Below are 17,246 nucleotides of genomic sequence, written 5' to 3' on the forward strand. Positions count from 1 at the left end.
CCTTTGCAGCCTGAGTCCATACATCTGAGAGACGAAGGTTTTCCGTTTCTAACAGCTTATTTCAAAGCTTGCAATTTTTCCCAGACAATCTCGTAGACGTCGGTTAATTCACCTAGACCTCTACGGAAAACATCCTTGTCCATATGGTTACCATCAGCATCCCAGAGACGACAGTTGTCTGGTGAAAATTCGTCTGCCAAGATAATCTTGCCTTCCTTGTCAAAACCGAATTCTAGTTTAAAGTCGATTAGCTTAAGATCAATTTCAGCAAACCAGTTTTTCAAGAATTCATTGATACGACGTGTTTCTTCCTTCAAATAGGCAATCTGCTGGTCATCAGCAATCTGCAGGAATTTCACATGTTCATCATTGATAAATGGATCATCCAAATCATCGTTTTTATAGTAAAATTCAACAATTGGGGTCTCCAAGGCGATGCCCTCTTCCACCCCAAAACGTTTTGAAAAAGAACCAGCTGTATAGTTGCGAAGCACGACTTCCAAAGGAATAATCTCCACCTTTTTATTGAGCTGTTCCGTGTCTGAAAGCTTCTCCACAAAGTGAGTCGCTACCCCAGCAGCATTTAGTTTCTCGAAAATAAAAGACGAAATCTTATTATTCAAAACTCCCTTACCCGCAATCTGCTCCTTCTTCACTCCATTGAAGGCTGTCGCCTGGTCTTTATAGCTTGAAATAATAAGATTTTCATCCTCTGTAGTATAGATGTCTTTAGCTTTTCCCGAATAGATTAATTGTTTGGACATTTCAAAGTTCGCCTTTCGTATTACTTTACATCATTTTAACACAACGAATTTTAAAAATCAAATATTTCACGAACGTATATCGATTGTCGGGTTGAAAAGATAAAGAAACTAGCAAACTCTTTCCTTGTTTCTGCAATAGAGTAAACGATTTTGGATACAAAATAAAAAGCAACACGACTAGCATGTTGCTTTCTTCTAGATTTTCTCTTTAATAGCTTTTAATACATCGGCCACGCTTTGAAGCTGGTCAATTTCATCATCACTGATTTCAATTCCAAATTCATCCTCAATAGTTAGGATAAACTCCATCAAATCAACTGAATCAGCATCCAGGTCATCCTTCAAACTCAAGTTTTCTGTTACGACAAAGTCTTCTCCTTGACGTTCTTGGATGATGGTCACGATACGGTTAAAAATTTGTTGTTCTGTCATATTATTCTCCTTATTCCTCTGAAAATTCACGCGCACTTTGGGCAACTACATCTGTCTCAAGCATAGTACGAATCTGGCGAATTGTACTATAGACAGCCTTGGCATCGCTTGAGCCATGAGTCTTGACTACTGGTGCCTTAACACCAAAAAGCACCGCACCTCCAACATCTGAATAGTTCAGTTGTTTTTTCAAACCTCTGAGATTATCCTTAAGAAGAAGAGCTCCTAGCTTGGCTCTAAGACTCCCACCTACAATAGCATTTTTAAGCAAGCCCATGATTCCCATAGCAGTACCTTCGATAGCTTTGAGCACAGCATTTCCCGTGAAACCATCTGTTACGACTACATCAGCAACTCCATCCATCAAATCACGCGCTTCCACGTTCCCAATAAAGTTTAAGCTTTCATCAGCTACCAATAGCTCATAAGCTTCCTTACGAAGCGGGTCTCCCTTGCTGCTCTCTGTCCCGTTATTAAGCAAACCTACACGAGGTTTTTCAATCCCACGAACATTTTTCGCATAGAAGGATCCTAGGATAGCGTATTGATGAAGGTGCTGAGCTGTATTTTCTGCATTGGCACCAAGATCAAGCATGTCAAAACCTTTTCCATCTATAGTTGGCAATGTTGTCATGAGCCCAGGGCGGTCAATATTTTTGATACGACCAACAATGAAAAATCCTGCTGCCAACAAGGCACCCGTATTACCTGCTGAAAGAACAGCATCTGCCTCTCCATCTTTGACAGCCTTAGCCGCCAAGATCATGCTAGCATTTTTCTTCTTACGGATAGCTTTTGTAGGCTCGTCATCCGAATTTATTTTTTCATCTGTATGAATAATACTCACACGTTCTTGAGCTGTTAGATATTGTTTGATTTTACTTTCGTCTCCGTAAAGTTGAATCTCAATATCTGAAAAGTCAGTAAGGGCTTGGTTAACACCCTCAACAATGGCTTGTGGTGCGTAATCGCCACCCATTGCATCTACTGCGATTTTTTTCATTTGTCTTCCTCTTTCAGTAATTGTCCCCAGTCGGCTAGGGAATCAATAAATTTCTTTGATTTTAGGTGAATTCCAACATACTCTTCGTAAATCTGATCCATAAACTTGCGCAATTCTTGCTTGATTTCTGACTTCAGAGAAATGGTTTCTAAAGTTTCAAAATCAATAGCTTGAAATTGATTGAGCAGATAAGGAATATTAGGATTCAGATGACATCGTCTTTCATCCTCATGGTAATGTTCTGGACAAAGACAGCCTCCGTATTTGAAGGAAAAGTCAAAGGCCTGACCCACACGATGACAAAAAGTACACTCGTTAAAATTAAGGCTGATTCCGAAACGTGTCAAAATTTGAATTTCAAAAATATTGGTCAAAACCTGATAATCTAAGCCCTCTTCCATCAACTCCAAGGTCTTTTGCAAAAAAGCAAACAAAGGAGCATCTTCTTGATTATCCTGCAAACTCGCATCTGCCAAGGCCGCAACGTAAGTCGCATAGGCCATAACAAAGAGGTCACTATTGATTTTCGGAAAAGTCTTCACCTCATGATAATCTTCTATATAACTAAGTCCATCGTCATTGACTTTTAGGAGAAAATGAGCTAAGACTAAAGGTTGAATGACAGGAGCTAGTTTGGTTTGGCCGGCGTGTTTGACAAAAAACATGCGCTTGCCTGCCTGTTCTGTAAAGATTTTAACAAGTTTATCATCCTCTCGAAAATTTCGATTGTAAAGTACTAGACCCTGACTCGTAATCGATTGAATCATGCTTCTCTCATATACTCCTCAAGTCGTTTCATAGCTTCCTTGATAGTTTCCATGCTAGCTGCATAAGATAGGCGAACATAGCCTTCTCCATACTGACCAAAGGCAGCACCAGGGATGAAGGCTACAGCCTTTTTCTGGGCAAAATCCTTCAGAAAAGCAAAGGAATCTTGACTATAGCCTGCTGGAATCTTGGCAAAAATATAAAAAGCCCCATCTGGTTTGATAATCTCAAAGCCAAGGTCAGTCATCTTGTCGATAATGTAGTCCCGACGTTGGATATACTCTTTCTTCATGGGTTCTGCATCATCTTTACCGGCTGTTAAAGCCTCCACTGCAGCATGTTGTGCCATAGTATTTGCAGCAGTTACCAAATATTGATGACTCTTGATGAGTTGAGCTGTGAAGTTTGCTGGTGCAAAGATAAAACCTAAACGCCAACCGGTCATAGCATGGGATTTTGATAGACCATTAATAATAATGGCCTGATCTCTCAGCATGGTTCCCAGAGATACATGATTTTCCCCTGTATAAGTCAACTCTGAGTATACTTCATCACAGACTACGAAAATCTCATACTTGCGTAAAATGTCTGCCAAGGCTTCCAACTGCTCTCGACTATAGGTAATCCCTGTCGGATTAGCTGGATAGTTGAGAATGACTGCCTTGAGTTTGTCACCTTGCTCTAAAATCGCTTTTTCTAACATCTCAGGCGTCAAAACAAAACCATTTTCAGTTGTATCAATCTCGACAATCTCTGCACCAACTAGATTAACTATTGGCTCATAGCCAGGATAGGCAGGAGCTGGCAAGAGAACCTTGTCTCCTTCCTCCAAAATAGCTGTCAGAGTAGCTGATAGAGCCTCTGTCGCACCAATTGTGACCAAGATTTCATTCTCTGGATTGTAGTCTAGCTGATATTTCTCTTTTACAAAACCACTCGCCGCCTGACGCAATGTCAACAAACCACTCATCCCTGTATAGTAGGATTGGTCTTGGTCAATGGCTCGCTTTGCAGCTTCCTTGACATGATCTGGCGTTGTAAAATCTGGTTCTCCCAAGGTCAAACGCAAGATTCCAGGAATCTCAGAGATAGCTTGGTCAAACTGACGAATCAAGGATACTTGAATCTTATCTAATTGTTTATTAAAGCGCTTGGTTAAGTCCATAGAAATCTCCTTCCTGACAGAGCATAGTACTATTATACTATAAAAGCTCCCTGACCGCAAAATTCCATTTTGAGTTGAGCCTTTCTGCTTTCTATTTTACTTTTTTTCCAGACAAGACTATAATAAGAAGTGCTTATTCTCGGAGGTTTTTATGTCATTTCTATCAAAAAATTGGGCTGGACTTTTGGTCTGTCTTATCATATCTATCATTTCTTGGGTATTAGGAAACTTCTTGCCTGTTGTAGGAGCACCAGTTTTTGCTATTTTTATCGGTATGTTTCTCCATCCCTTTCTCTCTAACTACAAACAACTGGATGCTGGTTTAACTTACAGTTCTAAAAAACTGCTTCAGTATGCTGTTATCTTACTTGGATTTGGACTCAATATCTCACAAGTTTTCGCAGTTGGAAAATCTTCCCTCCCTGTTATCCTTTCAACCATTTCTATCGCCTTAATTGTAGCTTTCTTTTTCCAACGCTTGTTTAACCTTGATACAAAGCTAGCTACCTTGATTGGAGTTGGGTCTTCTATCTGTGGCGGTTCTGCCATTGCTGCGACAGCTCCTGTCATCCATGCCAAGGAAAAAGAAGTGGCCCAAGCCATCTCAGTTATCTTTTTCTTCAATATCTTGGCGGCTCTCATCTTCCCAACTCTAGGTTCTTGGCTCCATCTTTCCAACGAAGGTTTTGCTCTCTTTGCGGGTACTGCAGTCAACGATACGTCCTCTGTAACAGCCACAGCTAGCGCCTGGGATAGTCTATACAATACAAACACTCTCGAGTCTGCCACTATTGTCAAACTGACACGCACCCTAGCTATTATCCCTATTACTCTCTTCCTCTCCTACTGGCAGAGCCGTCAACAAGGTAACAACCAAGGAGTGAAGCTTAAAAAAATCTTCCCCATTTTCATTCTCTACTTTATCCTAGCTTCTCTGCTAACTACTCTTCTCACATCATTCGGTGTCAACAATAGCTTCTTTTTACCTCTCAAACAACTCTCCAAATTCCTCATCATCATGGCTATGAGTGCTATTGGTCTCAAAACCAACCTCATCGCCATGATCAAATCCAGTGGGAAATCCATTCTTCTTGGAGCTCTTTGCTGGATTGCTATCATCCTGACTAGTCTTGGTATGCAATCACTCATCGGTATCTTTTAATAAAAAAAGTAGCTTTTCAGCTACTTTTTTATTGTTCTAGAATCAATCGTGTATGTTCTTTCTTAATACAACGATTCATAACAATATCTTCACATCCGCCAGCTCGGAGAATTTCTTCTGCCTCTTGATTTTCAAGACCAAGTTGGGCCCAGAAAATCTGTGCATCTGCTTGTAGAAAGTCACGGGCAACATCTGGTAAAAACTCACTGCGACGGAAAACATCTACAATATCTACATGAAAAGGAATATCAGCAAGACTTGCATAAGCCTTTTCTCCAAGAATTTCCCCACCTGCTAATTTCGGATTGACCGGAATGATTCGATATCCTCGAGACTGCATCTCCTTAGACACACGATTGCTAGTTGTTTCCTCGCGATCCGACAAACCTACCACAGCTACCGTTTTGCTAGTTGTTAAATACTGACGTACTACGCCATCACTAGGGTTTTTAAATAGTTCGCTCATGCAAAACCTCCTTTTTCAACCAGTATAGCATATTTTACTAATACTAGCTAATTTCTGATATAAAAAATCTTCTTAAACCCTATAAACAGATTTAAGAAGATTCATTTTTAAATTTTATCTTGTTGCTTTATAAGCAAGTTGCTCTCCATGTTGCTTCACAAACTCTTCCATTTCTGAATCAGGAATTTGACGAAGGTACAGGTTGGCACGGATAGTTTCATCCTCTTCACGACAAGTAGAAAGTACTAAGTACTTATCTGAAGCATTGATCTTAATATTTGGATTCTTAGTACGTGATGCCTCATAAATATTATTTAATTGGGTAGTAAAGTCCTCATCGTCCTTAAAGCTTGTACGGTAGAAAGCAGTTTCTTCAGGAACAATGACCAAGCCCATCGCTTCGTAATAATACTTACGTTCAGGTGTTTCAATTACTACATATGGATGTTTATCAAAATATTCTTGACTATCATAGTAATTAACGTCGTTAAACATACGGTGGTCACCTACTTTGCTTCCACGAGCATGACCAAATAACCATGTCAAACGATCACTAAAGTCTTTCTTATTATCCATGTCCATGAAAACAGTTCCCAAATATGGTTGGTGCCCGCCATCAAATGTTTTATCTAAATAAGTTGCATTGTCTGTTGTTTGAACAACTGGTTCGTCTAACTGCGTCCCAGGAGCATAAACATAAGCAATAGCTTCCGAATTCACTCCTGTTAGTTGAGCAAAACGATTAGCTAAATACTCTTTTTCCTCTTGACTCGGACTATATTTTATCCCTTGTTCAGTAGTTGTTGTAGTAGTTGTTTCTGCTACTTGGTTTGTAGTTGAATTACTATTAAACGGATTAAAGACAGTAAATCCAAGTATAAGCGCAACAACAGCTACAAAGCCAAATAAGAGCCCAAGTACCTTACCTTTGGAAGTCGGGGTTTTCTTTGCTCGATTCATAAATCAGTATTCTCCTAAGTATTCGTTTTTGTCTAAAAAATATCACTGAACCCGAAGACTCAGTGATATTTTCTTTAAGAGCTAATTAATTATAATTATTTAACTGCGCTTGTTTTTGGAAGTGCTTTACCAGCTTGTTTAGAGTCAGCTTTACCAGCTTTAGCTGCAGCACCTGCTTTGCTTTCTGAGTTTTTAGCTTCATCTTTGTTAGCTGCTACACCTGGTTTAGCTGCACCTGGTTTAGCTGCATCAGCTGCTTTAGCTTGTTCAGGGTTAATTCCGTGTTCTTTCAAGTAACGAGCATTCTTTTGTTCTGGAGTTTCGTTCAAGATATAGTAAGAACCTTGTGCCTTGTCAGCAGTGTTGTATGTTTTTTGAGATTCTTGGATTTTACCGTTACGAACAGCATTACGAGCATCGTTCAATGCGCTTTCGTAAGCAGCTTTCTTTTCACCGTAAAGGTGTGATCCACCTTCAACAGCGTCGAATGCTTTTTTAGCTTCAACTACTGCTGGGTCTTTTGATGCAATAGCATCAACGTTATCTTGGTGACCACCAACATACTCGTTAGCTTTACGACCATTTTTAAATTCAGTTTGAGCGTTGTAAGCGTCGTTTACACCACCGCCAGTTACTGGTTGGTCGTAAGCGCCTGGAGTGTTAGCTCCACCGTTGATATCGTTATCCGCAAAAACTGGAGCTGCTGCTGAGAATACAGCAAGAGCTGCTACTGATGATAATAAAACTTTCTTCATTGTTTTATCTCCTCTTTTATTCTTAATTTAATTTATAAGGGAATACCTTACTACCAATAGTATATCACATAAAATAATGCTGTCAAGCATTTTTAAAATAATTTTTAAGTTTTTTAAAAAAATTAGTAAAGAAATAGTAAAAACTAAATCTGATTAAATAGTTCGCTCAATGCTAAATAATGGTGATAGTGGACGTTTTTCATGGATACGAATAATCGCATCTCCCAGGAGGTGGGCGATTGAAATTTGCTCAATCTTATCAATTAAACGTTCTTCAGGAAGGTAAATCGTATCTAAAACCACCAACTTTTTGATAGCAGATTTTTGGATGTTCTCCAAAGCTGGTCCTGATAATACTGGGTGAGTACAGCTAGCATAAACTTCCACAGCTCCAGCTTCAGCCAAAGCATCGGCAGCATGACAGATAGTTCCAGCTGTGTCGATCATATCATCGATCAGGATACAAGTTTTCCCTTCAACGTTCCCAATGATGTTCATAACTTCACTGGTGTTCATTTTATCGACACTCCGACGTTTATCAATGATAGCAATCGGTGTTTTCAAAAATTCCGCCAACTTACGAGCACGTGTTACACCACCGTGGTCAGGACTAACCACCACGTAGTCTGATCCAACCATGCCACGACGCTCAAAGTAATCTGCAATCAGAGGAGCTCCCATCAAATGATCCACAGGAATATCAAAGAACCCTTGAATCTGTGCCGCGTGTAAATCAATAGTTAGTAAGCGATCAACTCCTGCAACCTCTAGCATATTTGCAACAAGTTTTGAAGTGATTGGCTCACGAGCTCTTGCCTTTCTATCCTGACGTGCATAACCATAGTATGGCATTACAACGTTAACTGATTCTGCACTCGCACGTTTTAAAGCATCTACCATAATCAAAATCTCAAGCAAGTTGTCATTAACAGGTGAGCTTGTTGACTGTAAAATATAAACATGCTTACCACGAATAGACTCTGCTATATTGACCTGAATTTCACCGTCTGAAAATTGGCGAACACTTGATTTCCCCAATTCCATTCCAATCTCTTGAGCCACACGCTCTGCTAATTCTCTATTTGAAGAAAGGGCAAAGAGCTTTAAATCAGAAAAAGACATGATTTCCTCCACTTTTTGTATCACTTGTGTTTTTTTGCGACATTTTCCACCTACCATTGTAGCGCTTTTTTCTCTATTTTTCAACAAAAATAAAACAAGGATAAACATTCTATCCTTGTCTCTATTTTATGAAGAAATCTCTTTAATCAGCATATCATTATGCTTGTCAACAAAATGAACAGCCTTATAAAAACTATAGAGTGTAATCGCAGTTACAAGAGGAAAAGCAAGTGGCACTTCTGTCTCTAACTCGACAATTGGGGAATTAAATAAAAAGTGTGTCCCAAAAGCCAAGCCCAAGTAACTAAAACCAGGTTTTATCATTGCCTTCTGACCTCTATAAGCTCTGTATAGTAAATAAATACCTAATATAGCAAGACCTGAAAACGTCCAATGTGAGGCAATCGCTGAGGTTGCACGCTCTATAATTCTAGACAATGTATAGGCCAAACCCTCTGATAAGTCCGTACGAATATAGCTGATATCCTCAATTATTTGAAATCCTAACCCTGAAGCTATTCCCATTAAGAATACTGATTCTAATTTCTTCACAGGAATCAAATACAAAACAAAGGCAAGTGGCAATAATTTCAAAGGTTCCTCTACAAGAGGAGCGACAATGGCATTTTCCAAGGCGTTCAAAAAAGAACTGTCTGGAAACAGATCAGTTAGGAAATTATGTATATAGGTATTTGCAAAACTAGATAGCCAACCTGAAATAAACAAACCACCTAGCAAGGACAGGGTTAATGCCTTCTTTGATGTTTCCCATCTTTTCCCAATACGATATAGACAATAAATAGCTGGCACCATATAAAAAAGTGCAACGAGGATAGAAAGTCCCATCACTCCATACTCTGTTCCAGACATCGAACCATCTATATAGTACAAGGTCTCATACTGTAAACCAATACACATTAATAAAATAAAAACAAATACAATAATATTTTTCTTCATACACTATCTTTCTAAAATCTATCCTTATAATTCTACTACTATCATTCTCCCTGTATCTACATCATAGACTGCACCTGAAATGACCACATCATCAGGGATCAGGGGAGAATCTTTAAGCAATCTCATATCTTCACGAACACTTTCATCAATATCTTGAAAAGGTAAAAAGTCTTGGTCAGATACATCCACTCCCAACTCTCTTTTTAAATGTTCTTGAAAATCTTTATTTTGAAATGTTTGAGCACCGCAGTCTGTATGATGTAAAACTACAATCTCTCGTGTTCCTAATTGTTGCTGAGAGATGACTAAGGAACGCAGCATATCTTCAGTAACTCGACCACCTGCATTTCTTAAGATATGAGCATCTCCAAGAGCTAACCCTAGGGCTGGTGCTACGTGTAAACGCGAATCCATACAAGTTACGATTGCAACCTTTGTCTTTGGTTTAATTGGTAAATGGAGATCTCCATGCAATTCTACATAGGCTTGATTTGCTTTTAAAAAATTTTCAAAATAGGACATGGCAACCCACTTTCTAGCTTGTTAGATAATTTGAACTTCAAATTATCGTTATCCTATCTTACCATCTTTTCTTTGTCTTGTCAGCTGTCAACCTTCATATAAAAAAACTGGGACAGAGACATCCAGCAACTAGCTTGGGTCTCTGTCCTAGTCTTTTTAATATTATGAGCCTTTTTGGATATACTTGTTAAGAGAGCCTGCAAAGCTCTGAAGATTGAGACTTTGTACATAGACCTCACCAGTCCCTCGGAAGGTATTCACCACTCCTTCACCCGTACCTATAGACTGCCAGAAGCCATTTTCTAAGTGGATATCATAGTCCAGAGATTGACTCCAAGCCACCACATGGGCATTGTCAATCGTTAGTTCTTGGTTTTGCAACTCAATTTTCTTAATAGATCCAAAAGCATTAGCCAAAAGAGTTCCCTGACCTTGGGTTGTCATCACAAAGAGACCGCCTTGCCCTCCGAAGAGAGCTTTCCCAATAGACTGGCGCTCCATTGTATAGAAAGCTGTACCATCAAGAGCTAAAAAGGCCCCATCATTCAATCGGTACTGCTTTTCACCTAGCTCAAGAGCAATCACTTGACCAGGAGTATCTGGTGCTAAAGCAAGGTTTCCGTTGTCAGACTCTGCAACAGCTTGAGTGATAAAGGTACTTTCACCAGAAACCATCGAACGACCTACAGCTTTGACAAAACGTCCCAAACCAGAACCGCTTGCATTGAGCTGGGTATTGAGACTTACATTAGGTGTATGGTATACCATGCTACCGCGCTGAATAAAGACCGTTTCCCCCTGATTGAGCGACAACTCCATCAAAGGAAATTGCATGTTACTATCCATAGAAAATTTCATCAGAAATTCCTCCTTACTTTTAATAAATGTTAGCAATAAAATAATTAGTCATCTAAAGCTGACCATAACGATTAAGAGAATACCTTTTTCAAGACTTCTTGAATAGTCGTCACTCCGATCACCTGAATTTCCTTAGGTGGTTTAATGCCAGTTAAAGAATTCTTTGGTACATAGATTTTTGTAAATCCAAGCTTAGCAGCTTCATTGATGCGTTGCTCGATACGATTCACACGTCTGATTTCTCCAGTCAAGCCCAACTCTCCCACAAAACATTCTTGAGGATTGGTTGGTTTGTCCTTATAGCTCGAAGCAATGGCAACTGCAACAGCTAAGTCTATCGCAGGCTCATCTAATTTGACACCACCAGCTGATTTGAGATAGGCATCCTGATTTTGCAAGAGAAGCCCTGCACGTTTTTCCAAAACAGCCATAATCAAGCTAGCACGATTGAAATCAAGTCCTGTAGTAGTTCTCTTGGCATTCCCAAACATAGTCGGAGTCACCAAGGCCTGTACTTCTGCAAGAATTGGACGAGTCCCTTCCATAGTCACAACGATGGACGAGCCAGTAGCTCCATCCAAGCGTTCTTCCAAAAACACTTCACTAGGATTAAGGACCTCAACCAAGCCCCCTGATTGCATCTCAAAGATACCGATTTCATTGGTCGAACCAAAACGATTTTTGACTGCTCTCAAGATACGGAAGGTATGGTGGCGTTCCCCTTCAAAGTAAAGCACGGTATCCACCATATGCTCCAACATACGAGGACCAGCCAAGGTTCCTTCCTTGGTCACATGCCCTACGATAAAGATAGCAATGTTATTGGTCTTGGCCAGCTGCATGAGTTCAGCTGTCACCTCGCGTACTTGGGAAACCGACCCTTGTACCCCTGAAATCTCAGGAGACATAATGGTCTGTATAGAGTCGATGATGAGAAAATCAGGCTGGATTCGCTCCACCTCAGCTCTCACGCTCTGCATATTGGTCTCAGCATAGAGATAAAACTCACTGTCTATATCTCCCAAGCGCTCTGCACGGAGTTTGATCTGTTGAGCAGACTCCTCCCCACTGACATAGAGTACAGTTCCTACTTGAGACAGCTGGGTTGATACTTGTAAGAGAAGGGTTGATTTCCCAATCCCTGGATCCCCGCCGATAAGAACGAGACTCCCTGGCACCACACCTCCACCAAGAACACGGTTGAATTCCTCCATCTCAGTCTTTGTTCGATTGACATTAATAGAAGTTACTTCAGCCAATTTCATAGGCTTGGTTTTCTCACCTGTCAAGGACACACGAGCATTCTTGACCTCTGCAACCTCAACTTCCTCCACAAAAGAAGACCAAGCTCCACAGTTTGGACAGCGTCCTAAATACTTTGGTGAATTATATTCACAATTTTGACACACAAATGTCGCTTTTTTCTTTGCGATAATAAACCTCTTTCTATATCTCTATCTCACATTCAATCACTTGGCAAAAATCAATCTTCTCGTCTGGTACAAATTGGCGCATCAGCATTCGATGGGCTATAACTACCACAGTTTGATGTTCCCGATAATTAGCCATACATTCTAGAAAACGAGTCTTCATCTCTGCAGCTGTCTCATATTGAACAGGAGAATTTGGGAGCAACTCCCCATTATTTTCTAAAAATAGTCTTCTAGCTTCTTCAAATTTATCTATGCCACTTTCATAGACCTGCCATTCATGCAATAATGGCTCCACTCTCAAAGGAAGCCCAGTAGCACAAGATACATAAGAAGCCGTTTCTAATGCTCGCGTCACTGCAGAAGACACCAGTATATCAGCTGAGTCAAACAAAGGATTTTTGCAAAGTTCCTGAGCTTGTTGTCTTCCTTTCACCGATAAAGGGGCCAAGTCTATCCCAAATCCCGTATAAGAACGCTCCTCTAACTCACGGTAATTTGGCTCCCCGTGACGGATAAAAATAATTTTCATATTAAGATCCCCATAAAACTATTAATTCTCCTTGGTAGCTGCCAAAACGGAAGCCTTAACACAGCCATTGCCATCTACCCCTATAAACTCTATGCTTTTAGCACCGTTTTCCTCTAAAAAATCTTTTAAATCTGGATTAGTAAAGCAAGAAGACCAACGCTTCTCAAAGATACGAGAAGATACAAGCAGCAAGCCGGTCGCAAATTTCTTCTTTCTGTCTTTTCTCCCCCCGTCAAGGACACACGCGTATTCTTGACCTCTGCAACCTCAACCTCTTCAACAAAAGAAGACCAATACCCACAGTTTGGACAGCGCCCTAAATACTTGGGGGAATTATATTCACAATTTTGACACACAAATGTCGCCTTTTTCTTTGCGATAATAACCCTCTTTCTATATCTCTATCTCACATTCAATCACTTGGCAAAAATCAATCTTCTTGTCTGGTACAAATTGGCGCATGAGCATTCCGTGAGTTACAATGATAATAGTTTTATAATTTTTATATTTTTCCAAAGCTCTTAAAAAACGATGACGCATCTCTAGATCAGTTTCATAGCGATAAGGAGAATCTTCAGATAAAACTCCTTGATGTTTTAGATAATATTCATGAGCTACCAATACACTAGTTAAATCCGAGTTAGTGCCATCTAAGTCTGGACGCCACTCATGAAAAAACGGCTCTACAAATAAGTCCAATCCTGTTTCAACTGCTATATAATGTGCTGTTTCTAAAGCCCTCGTCACAGACGATGAAATAATAATCTCTGCCTTTCCAAAACATGCGGTTTTAGCAACTTCTTTTGCCAGACTGCGACCTTTTCCTGTCAATGGTGCTAAATCACGACCAAAACCACTATAGAGTTGCGGATTTTCAAGTTTATCAAGCATACTATAATCTGGCTCTCCATGACGTACAAAGATAATCTTCATCTTAGTGCCCTGTCGATCCAAATCCACCAGTACGTACTCCGTCTGCCTCATCTCCATCTACGATTAAAAATGGTGCAAAGACAGCCTGAACTACACGTTCCCCAACTTCAAGAACAACTTCTTGGTCGGTAATATTTTTCATCTGTGCAAAGATATGTCCTTCATTCCCAGGATTACCATAGTAGTCCCCATCAATGACACCAACCGAGTTGATTAAGACTAAACCCTTCTTACGAGGGTTTGAAGAACGATCATAAAGATAGAGTACCTCTGTTGGTTGCATATAAGCCTTGACCCCAGTTGGAACGAGGACGATTTCTCCTGGTGCAATCACTGTACGCTCCGCAACCTTTAAGTCGTACCCAGCTGCATGCGCTGTCTCACGCTTTGGTAGCAAATTTTCATCTGTAAAACTAGAAACTAATTCAAAACCACGAATTTTCATATTATTCCTCTTTTTAATCATTTATTCTAGGCTATTTTATCTTATTTATTCGAAAAAAGCACGAAAAAAGAGCACACAATTCACACTCGCTTAGGGCTGCTGGATTCCTCCCCTGACCCGCTTCACGCAGAACTGTTGCTCCACTGTTTATTATACCACATTCTCCTCTATTTTTAAAGAGAAATTATTTTTTACGTCTATTACGGAAAAAGTCCTGCATAATCCCTGCGCACTCATCCTCTAAAATCCCCGTTTCAACCTCTACACGGTGATTGAGACGTTCATCCGTCAAGATATTGTACAGACTCCCAGCAGCACCAAATTTTTGGTTCTTAGCCCCGTAAATAACCTTTGGAATACGAGCAAGACCAATTGCCCCACTACACATGACACAAGGCTCAATGGTCACAAAAAGGGTACAATCGAGCAAGCGCCAGCTCTCTTCGCTCAAATTAGCATTCTCTATGGCCATAATTTCCGCATGCATGACTGCCCGTTGCAACTCCTCACGAGCATTATGCCCACGACCAATAATTTGTCCGTCCTTAACAATGACACAACCAATGGGGATTTCATCATGCTCTAAAGCAATCTCCGCTTCCTTTAAGGCCTCTCTCATAAAAGCTTCTTTTTCTTCAAGCGTGTAATTCATCTCTTCTCTCTTCCTAGCTATCAATTCTATCATTATACCATGTTTCTCAACACAAAAAAAGCCACCGAATGCGGTGACTTTATAGGGAGATTATTATGAAAAAGAAAAGTTTAGGAAATTTGTTACAACAAGTTAGGAGGTCTTCTTGTAACTGTCTATAGTATATCCGACCTGTCTTAAACAAATCTTAAAAAATCTCCTATGACCAAACACTTTCTAAAATATTTGTCTGTTCACGACCAGGACCTACTGAGAATGTAGAAATACGAACACCCACCAATTCGCTAACACGGCGAACATAGTTACGTGCATTTTCAGGAAGGTCTTCCAAAGTACGCACTCCAGTGATATCTTCAGACCAACCTGGCAATTCTTCATAGATTGGTTTACAACGTTTCAATTGTTCGAGACTAGCTGGGTAGTAATCAATACGCTGACCATCAAGATCATAAGCCACACAGATTTTTACTGTATCCAAGCCACTCAAAACATCTATAGAGTTCAAAGAGAGATTTGTAATACCAGAAACACGACGGCTATGACGCATCACAACTGAATCAAACCAACCCACACGACGAGGACGCCCAGTAGTTGTTCCATACTCATGGCCCACTTCACGGATACGATCACCAACTTCATCAAACAGCTCAGTTGGGAAAGGACCATCACCTACACGACTTGTATAAGCCTTACATACACCGACAACTTTGTCAATCTTGCTTGGCCCTACTCCAGAACCAATTGTCACACCACCAGCCACAGGGTTTGATGAAGTAACAAATGGATAAGTACCTTGGTCAATATCCAACATAACACCTTGTGCACCCTCAAAAAGAACACGTTTACCATTATCAAGAGCATCGTTCAAGATAACAGAAGTATCAGTCACATATTGCTTGATTTGTTGGCCATATTCATAATACTCTTCAAAAATCTCATCAATTGAAATAGGGTTGCTATCGTACAATTTTTCAAACAAACGATTCTTCTCAGCAAGATTACGTTCTAAACGTTCACGGAAGATCTCTTTATCCAAAAGATCCGCAATACGAATTCCAACACGAGCTGCCTTGTCCATATAGGCTGGACCAATTCCTTTAATTGTCGTCCCAATCTTGTTATCACCCTTAGCTTCTTCTTGAAGACGGTCTAACTCAATGTGATAAGGCAAAATAACATGCGCACGATCAGAAATTCTAAGATTATCTGTTGTAACACCTTCTTCATGCAAATAAGACAATTCTTTCACAAGAGATTTAGGGTTGACAACCATCCCATTACCAATAACAGAGATTTTTTCTGGGAAGAAAATACCTGAAGGAATCAAGTGCAATTTAAATTTCTTTCCATCAATAACAATGGTGTGACCTGCATTGTCACCACCTTGGTAACGAGCAATCACTTCCGCATTAGCTGAAAGAAAATCTGTAATTTTCCCTTTACCTTCATCACCCCATTGGGTACCTACAACAACAACTGAAGTCATAATCTTGATTGAGCCTAACGGCTCTTCCTTTCTCACATACATGGCAGGACTCTCACCTGCAATTATATCTTACAATTTATTATAATAAAGATTACCCTTTTTTTCAAGACCAAAAATTTTAAACATAAAGAAAAGCAATACAATTTTAAAAAAATAAAAAAATAGAAAAAGAAATAACTAAAATAAAAAGACAAATAAACTAAAACGTTCGTAATTAAGTAAACTAGTACTAGCAAAATCTAAGATCATGGACCTGAAGAAATTGCATCAAATATAAGCGATAAGAAGTAAAATAATGATAAGGAATAAAATCGCCCATATTAGATATTTTATAGCGAACAATGTAATAAAGTAGAAACTTAAGATGAAACGACTCCCATTCGGATTCAGACATACCACAATGCTGGTACTCATTCTGAATACTACTATAAAAATCTAAAAAACTTACATAAATCTTATCAAGAATCATTTAAATACTCCATTTCATTTTAATAAAAAAATTATAACAAACATAAAAATAAAACGGACAAAAAAATCCCAAATGTCTGAAAATACATCTGAGATGATTATACATAACAAAACAAGAACAAAATAAGCAATAAAAAAACGTTCCTAGGAACGTTTAAATACTCCGCCAGTAGGACTCGAACCTACGACATCATGATTAACAGTCATGCGCTACTACCAACTGAGCTATGGCGGATAAAAGCTAAGCGACTTCCATATCTCACAGGGGGCAACCCCCAACTACTTCCGGCGTTCTAGGGCTTAACTGCTGTGTTCGGCATGGGAACAGGTGTATCTCCTAGGCTATCGTCACTTAACTCTGAGTCA

Annotated in this window: 20 protein-coding genes, 1 tRNA gene, 1 rRNA gene, 1 other RNA gene and 2 pseudogenes; 1 reads left to right on the forward strand and 24 read right to left on the reverse strand. The window is 39.7% G+C overall.

Features of this window, described 5'->3' with window-relative positions:
• Positions 1-56 precede the first annotated feature (56 nt).
• The 5 genes from purC to PAN07_RS16680 all read right to left on the reverse strand — a co-directional run bounded on the left by purC (position 57) and on the right by PAN07_RS16680 (position 4,132).
• Positions 57-764, reverse strand: a complete 708-nt coding sequence (gene purC, locus PAN07_RS16660; protein ID WP_269798390.1) for a phosphoribosylaminoimidazolesuccinocarboxamide synthase — start codon at positions 762-764, stop codon at positions 57-59.
• A 195-nt stretch (positions 765-959) separates the two neighbouring features.
• The gene (locus tag PAN07_RS16665; protein WP_269798391.1) at positions 960-1,196 is read right to left on the reverse strand and encodes an acyl carrier protein; all 237 of its coding nucleotides are present in this window, start codon (positions 1,194-1,196) and stop codon (positions 960-962) included.
• A gap of 10 nt (positions 1,197-1,206) precedes the next feature.
• Positions 1,207-2,199 (reverse strand): phosphate acyltransferase PlsX, encoded by a 993-nt coding sequence (gene plsX, locus PAN07_RS16670; RefSeq protein WP_269798392.1) that lies wholly within the window; start codon positions 2,197-2,199, stop codon positions 1,207-1,209.
• Complete coding sequence (gene recO, locus PAN07_RS16675) at positions 2,196-2,966, reverse strand: DNA repair protein RecO (protein WP_269798393.1); 771 nt, start codon at positions 2,964-2,966, stop codon at positions 2,196-2,198. Before recO ends, plsX begins: the two co-directional genes overlap by 4 nt.
• Positions 2,963-4,132 (reverse strand): pyridoxal phosphate-dependent aminotransferase, encoded by a 1,170-nt coding sequence (locus PAN07_RS16680; RefSeq protein WP_269798394.1) that lies wholly within the window; start codon positions 4,130-4,132, stop codon positions 2,963-2,965. Before PAN07_RS16680 ends, recO begins: the two co-directional genes overlap by 4 nt.
• 151 nt (positions 4,133-4,283) lie before the next feature.
• On the opposite strand from PAN07_RS16680, the gene PAN07_RS16685 reads away from it, so the two are divergent.
• Complete coding sequence (locus tag PAN07_RS16685; protein WP_269798395.1) at positions 4,284-5,294, forward strand: YeiH family protein; 1,011 nt, start codon at positions 4,284-4,286, stop codon at positions 5,292-5,294.
• 28 nt (positions 5,295-5,322) lie between these two features.
• Here the strand turns inward: PAN07_RS16685 and PAN07_RS16690 are convergent, their stop codons facing one another.
• The 19 genes and pseudogenes from PAN07_RS16690 to rrf form a co-directional block, all read right to left on the reverse strand.
• Entirely contained in the window at positions 5,323-5,760 is a 438-nt protein-coding gene (locus tag PAN07_RS16690; protein WP_269798396.1) for a CoA-binding protein, read from the reverse strand.
• Positions 5,761-5,874: 114 nt separating this feature from the next.
• The gene (srtB, locus tag PAN07_RS16695; RefSeq protein ID WP_269798397.1) at positions 5,875-6,720 is read right to left on the reverse strand and encodes a class B sortase, LPKTxAVK-specific; all 846 of its coding nucleotides are present in this window, start codon (positions 6,718-6,720) and stop codon (positions 5,875-5,877) included.
• A gap of 95 nt (positions 6,721-6,815) precedes the next feature.
• Positions 6,816-7,475: an amylase-binding adhesin AbpA gene (gene abpA / locus PAN07_RS16700; protein ID WP_269798398.1), complete on the reverse strand. Its 660-nt coding sequence runs from the start codon at positions 7,473-7,475 to the stop codon at positions 6,816-6,818.
• Positions 7,476-7,628: 153 nt separating this feature from the next.
• Positions 7,629-8,597 (reverse strand): ribose-phosphate diphosphokinase, encoded by a 969-nt coding sequence (locus PAN07_RS16705; RefSeq protein WP_269798399.1) that lies wholly within the window; start codon positions 8,595-8,597, stop codon positions 7,629-7,631.
• A gap of 126 nt (positions 8,598-8,723) precedes the next feature.
• Positions 8,724-9,554: a PrsW family glutamic-type intramembrane protease gene (locus PAN07_RS16710; protein ID WP_269798400.1), complete on the reverse strand. Its 831-nt coding sequence runs from the start codon at positions 9,552-9,554 to the stop codon at positions 8,724-8,726.
• Positions 9,555-9,578: 24 nt separating this feature from the next.
• Positions 9,579-10,076, reverse strand: coding sequence for a carbonic anhydrase (locus PAN07_RS16715; RefSeq protein WP_269798401.1), 498 nt, complete (start codon positions 10,074-10,076; stop codon positions 9,579-9,581).
• Positions 10,077-10,238: 162 nt separating this feature from the next.
• A complete protein-coding gene (locus PAN07_RS16720) occupies positions 10,239-10,934 on the reverse strand; it encodes a TIGR00266 family protein (protein ID WP_269798402.1) in 696 nt (231 codons plus the stop codon).
• A gap of 71 nt (positions 10,935-11,005) precedes the next feature.
• Positions 11,006-12,370, reverse strand: coding sequence for a DNA repair protein RadA (radA, locus tag PAN07_RS16725; RefSeq protein WP_080555149.1), 1,365 nt, complete (start codon positions 12,368-12,370; stop codon positions 11,006-11,008).
• Positions 12,371-12,380: 10 nt separating this feature from the next.
• Positions 12,381-12,896, reverse strand: coding sequence for a histidine phosphatase family protein (locus tag PAN07_RS16730; protein WP_269798403.1), 516 nt, complete (start codon positions 12,894-12,896; stop codon positions 12,381-12,383).
• A 24-nt stretch (positions 12,897-12,920) separates the two neighbouring features.
• Positions 12,921-13,121, reverse strand: a pseudogene (locus tag PAN07_RS16735) (isochorismatase family protein); the annotation flags it as partial.
• Positions 13,112-13,279: pseudogene (locus PAN07_RS16740) on the reverse strand (DNA repair protein RadA); the annotation flags it as partial. The pseudogenes PAN07_RS16740 and PAN07_RS16735, both read right to left, overlap by 10 nt.
• 10 nt (positions 13,280-13,289) lie before the next feature.
• Complete coding sequence (locus tag PAN07_RS16745) at positions 13,290-13,829, reverse strand: histidine phosphatase family protein (RefSeq protein ID WP_269798407.1); 540 nt, start codon at positions 13,827-13,829, stop codon at positions 13,290-13,292.
• Position 13,830: 1 nt separating this feature from the next.
• Positions 13,831-14,274: a dUTP diphosphatase gene (locus PAN07_RS16750; RefSeq protein ID WP_269798404.1), complete on the reverse strand. Its 444-nt coding sequence runs from the start codon at positions 14,272-14,274 to the stop codon at positions 13,831-13,833.
• A gap of 52 nt (positions 14,275-14,326) precedes the next feature.
• An RNA gene (ffs, locus tag PAN07_RS16755) (signal recognition particle sRNA small type) lies at positions 14,327-14,426 on the reverse strand.
• 32 nt (positions 14,427-14,458) lie between these two features.
• On the reverse strand, positions 14,459-14,926 hold the full coding sequence (gene tadA, locus PAN07_RS16760) for a tRNA adenosine(34) deaminase TadA (RefSeq protein ID WP_269798405.1): 468 nt from the start codon (positions 14,924-14,926) through the stop codon (positions 14,459-14,461).
• A gap of 199 nt (positions 14,927-15,125) precedes the next feature.
• The gene (locus tag PAN07_RS16765) at positions 15,126-16,412 is read right to left on the reverse strand and encodes an adenylosuccinate synthase (RefSeq protein WP_269798408.1); all 1,287 of its coding nucleotides are present in this window, start codon (positions 16,410-16,412) and stop codon (positions 15,126-15,128) included.
• A 229-nt stretch (positions 16,413-16,641) separates the two neighbouring features.
• Entirely contained in the window at positions 16,642-16,881 is a 240-nt protein-coding gene (comW, locus tag PAN07_RS16770) for a sigma(X)-activator ComW (protein WP_269798406.1), read from the reverse strand.
• A gap of 160 nt (positions 16,882-17,041) precedes the next feature.
• Positions 17,042-17,115, reverse strand: a tRNA-Asn gene (locus tag PAN07_RS16775).
• A 5-nt stretch (positions 17,116-17,120) separates the two neighbouring features.
• Positions 17,121-17,236, reverse strand: a 5S ribosomal RNA gene (gene rrf, locus PAN07_RS16780).
• Positions 17,237-17,246 lie beyond the last annotated feature (10 nt).

The sequence above is a fragment of the Streptococcus sp. SM5 genome (assembly GCF_027497975.1).

Coding starts and splice junctions, on each gene's coding strand:
- purC (WP_269798390.1), bottom strand. CDS start 764: ATGTCCAAACAATTAATCTATTCGGGAAAAGCTAAAGACATCTATACT.
- PAN07_RS16665 (WP_269798391.1), bottom strand. CDS start 1,196: ATGACAGAACAACAAATTTTTAACCGTATCGTGACCATCATCCAAGAA.
- plsX (WP_269798392.1), bottom strand. CDS start 2,199: ATGAAAAAAATCGCAGTAGATGCAATGGGTGGCGATTACGCACCACAA.
- recO (WP_269798393.1), bottom strand. CDS start 2,966: ATGATTCAATCGATTACGAGTCAGGGTCTAGTACTTTACAATCGAAAT.
- PAN07_RS16680 (WP_269798394.1), bottom strand. CDS start 4,132: ATGGACTTAACCAAGCGCTTTAATAAACAATTAGATAAGATTCAAGTA.
- PAN07_RS16685 (WP_269798395.1), top strand. CDS start 4,284: ATGTCATTTCTATCAAAAAATTGGGCTGGACTTTTGGTCTGTCTTATC.
- PAN07_RS16690 (WP_269798396.1), bottom strand. CDS start 5,760: ATGAGCGAACTATTTAAAAACCCTAGTGATGGCGTAGTACGTCAGTAT.
- srtB (WP_269798397.1), bottom strand. CDS start 6,720: ATGAATCGAGCAAAGAAAACCCCGACTTCCAAAGGTAAGGTACTTGGG.
- abpA (WP_269798398.1), bottom strand. CDS start 7,475: ATGAAGAAAGTTTTATTATCATCAGTAGCAGCTCTTGCTGTATTCTCA.
- PAN07_RS16705 (WP_269798399.1), bottom strand. CDS start 8,597: ATGTCTTTTTCTGATTTAAAGCTCTTTGCCCTTTCTTCAAATAGAGAA.
- PAN07_RS16710 (WP_269798400.1), bottom strand. CDS start 9,554: ATGAAGAAAAATATTATTGTATTTGTTTTTATTTTATTAATGTGTATT.
- PAN07_RS16715 (WP_269798401.1), bottom strand. CDS start 10,076: ATGTCCTATTTTGAAAATTTTTTAAAAGCAAATCAAGCCTATGTAGAA.
- PAN07_RS16720 (WP_269798402.1), bottom strand. CDS start 10,934: ATGAAATTTTCTATGGATAGTAACATGCAATTTCCTTTGATGGAGTTG.
- PAN07_RS16730 (WP_269798403.1), bottom strand. CDS start 12,896: ATGAAAATTATTTTTATCCGTCACGGGGAGCCAAATTACCGTGAGTTA.
- PAN07_RS16745 (WP_269798407.1), bottom strand. CDS start 13,829: ATGAAGATTATCTTTGTACGTCATGGAGAGCCAGATTATAGTATGCTT.
- PAN07_RS16750 (WP_269798404.1), bottom strand. CDS start 14,274: ATGAAAATTCGTGGTTTTGAATTAGTTTCTAGTTTTACAGATGAAAAT.
- tadA (WP_269798405.1), bottom strand. CDS start 14,926: ATGAATTACACGCTTGAAGAAAAAGAAGCTTTTATGAGAGAGGCCTTA.
- PAN07_RS16765 (WP_269798408.1), bottom strand. CDS start 16,412: ATGACTTCAGTTGTTGTTGTAGGTACCCAATGGGGTGATGAAGGTAAA.
- comW (WP_269798406.1), bottom strand. CDS start 16,881: ATGATTCTTGATAAGATTTATGTAAGTTTTTTAGATTTTTATAGTAGT.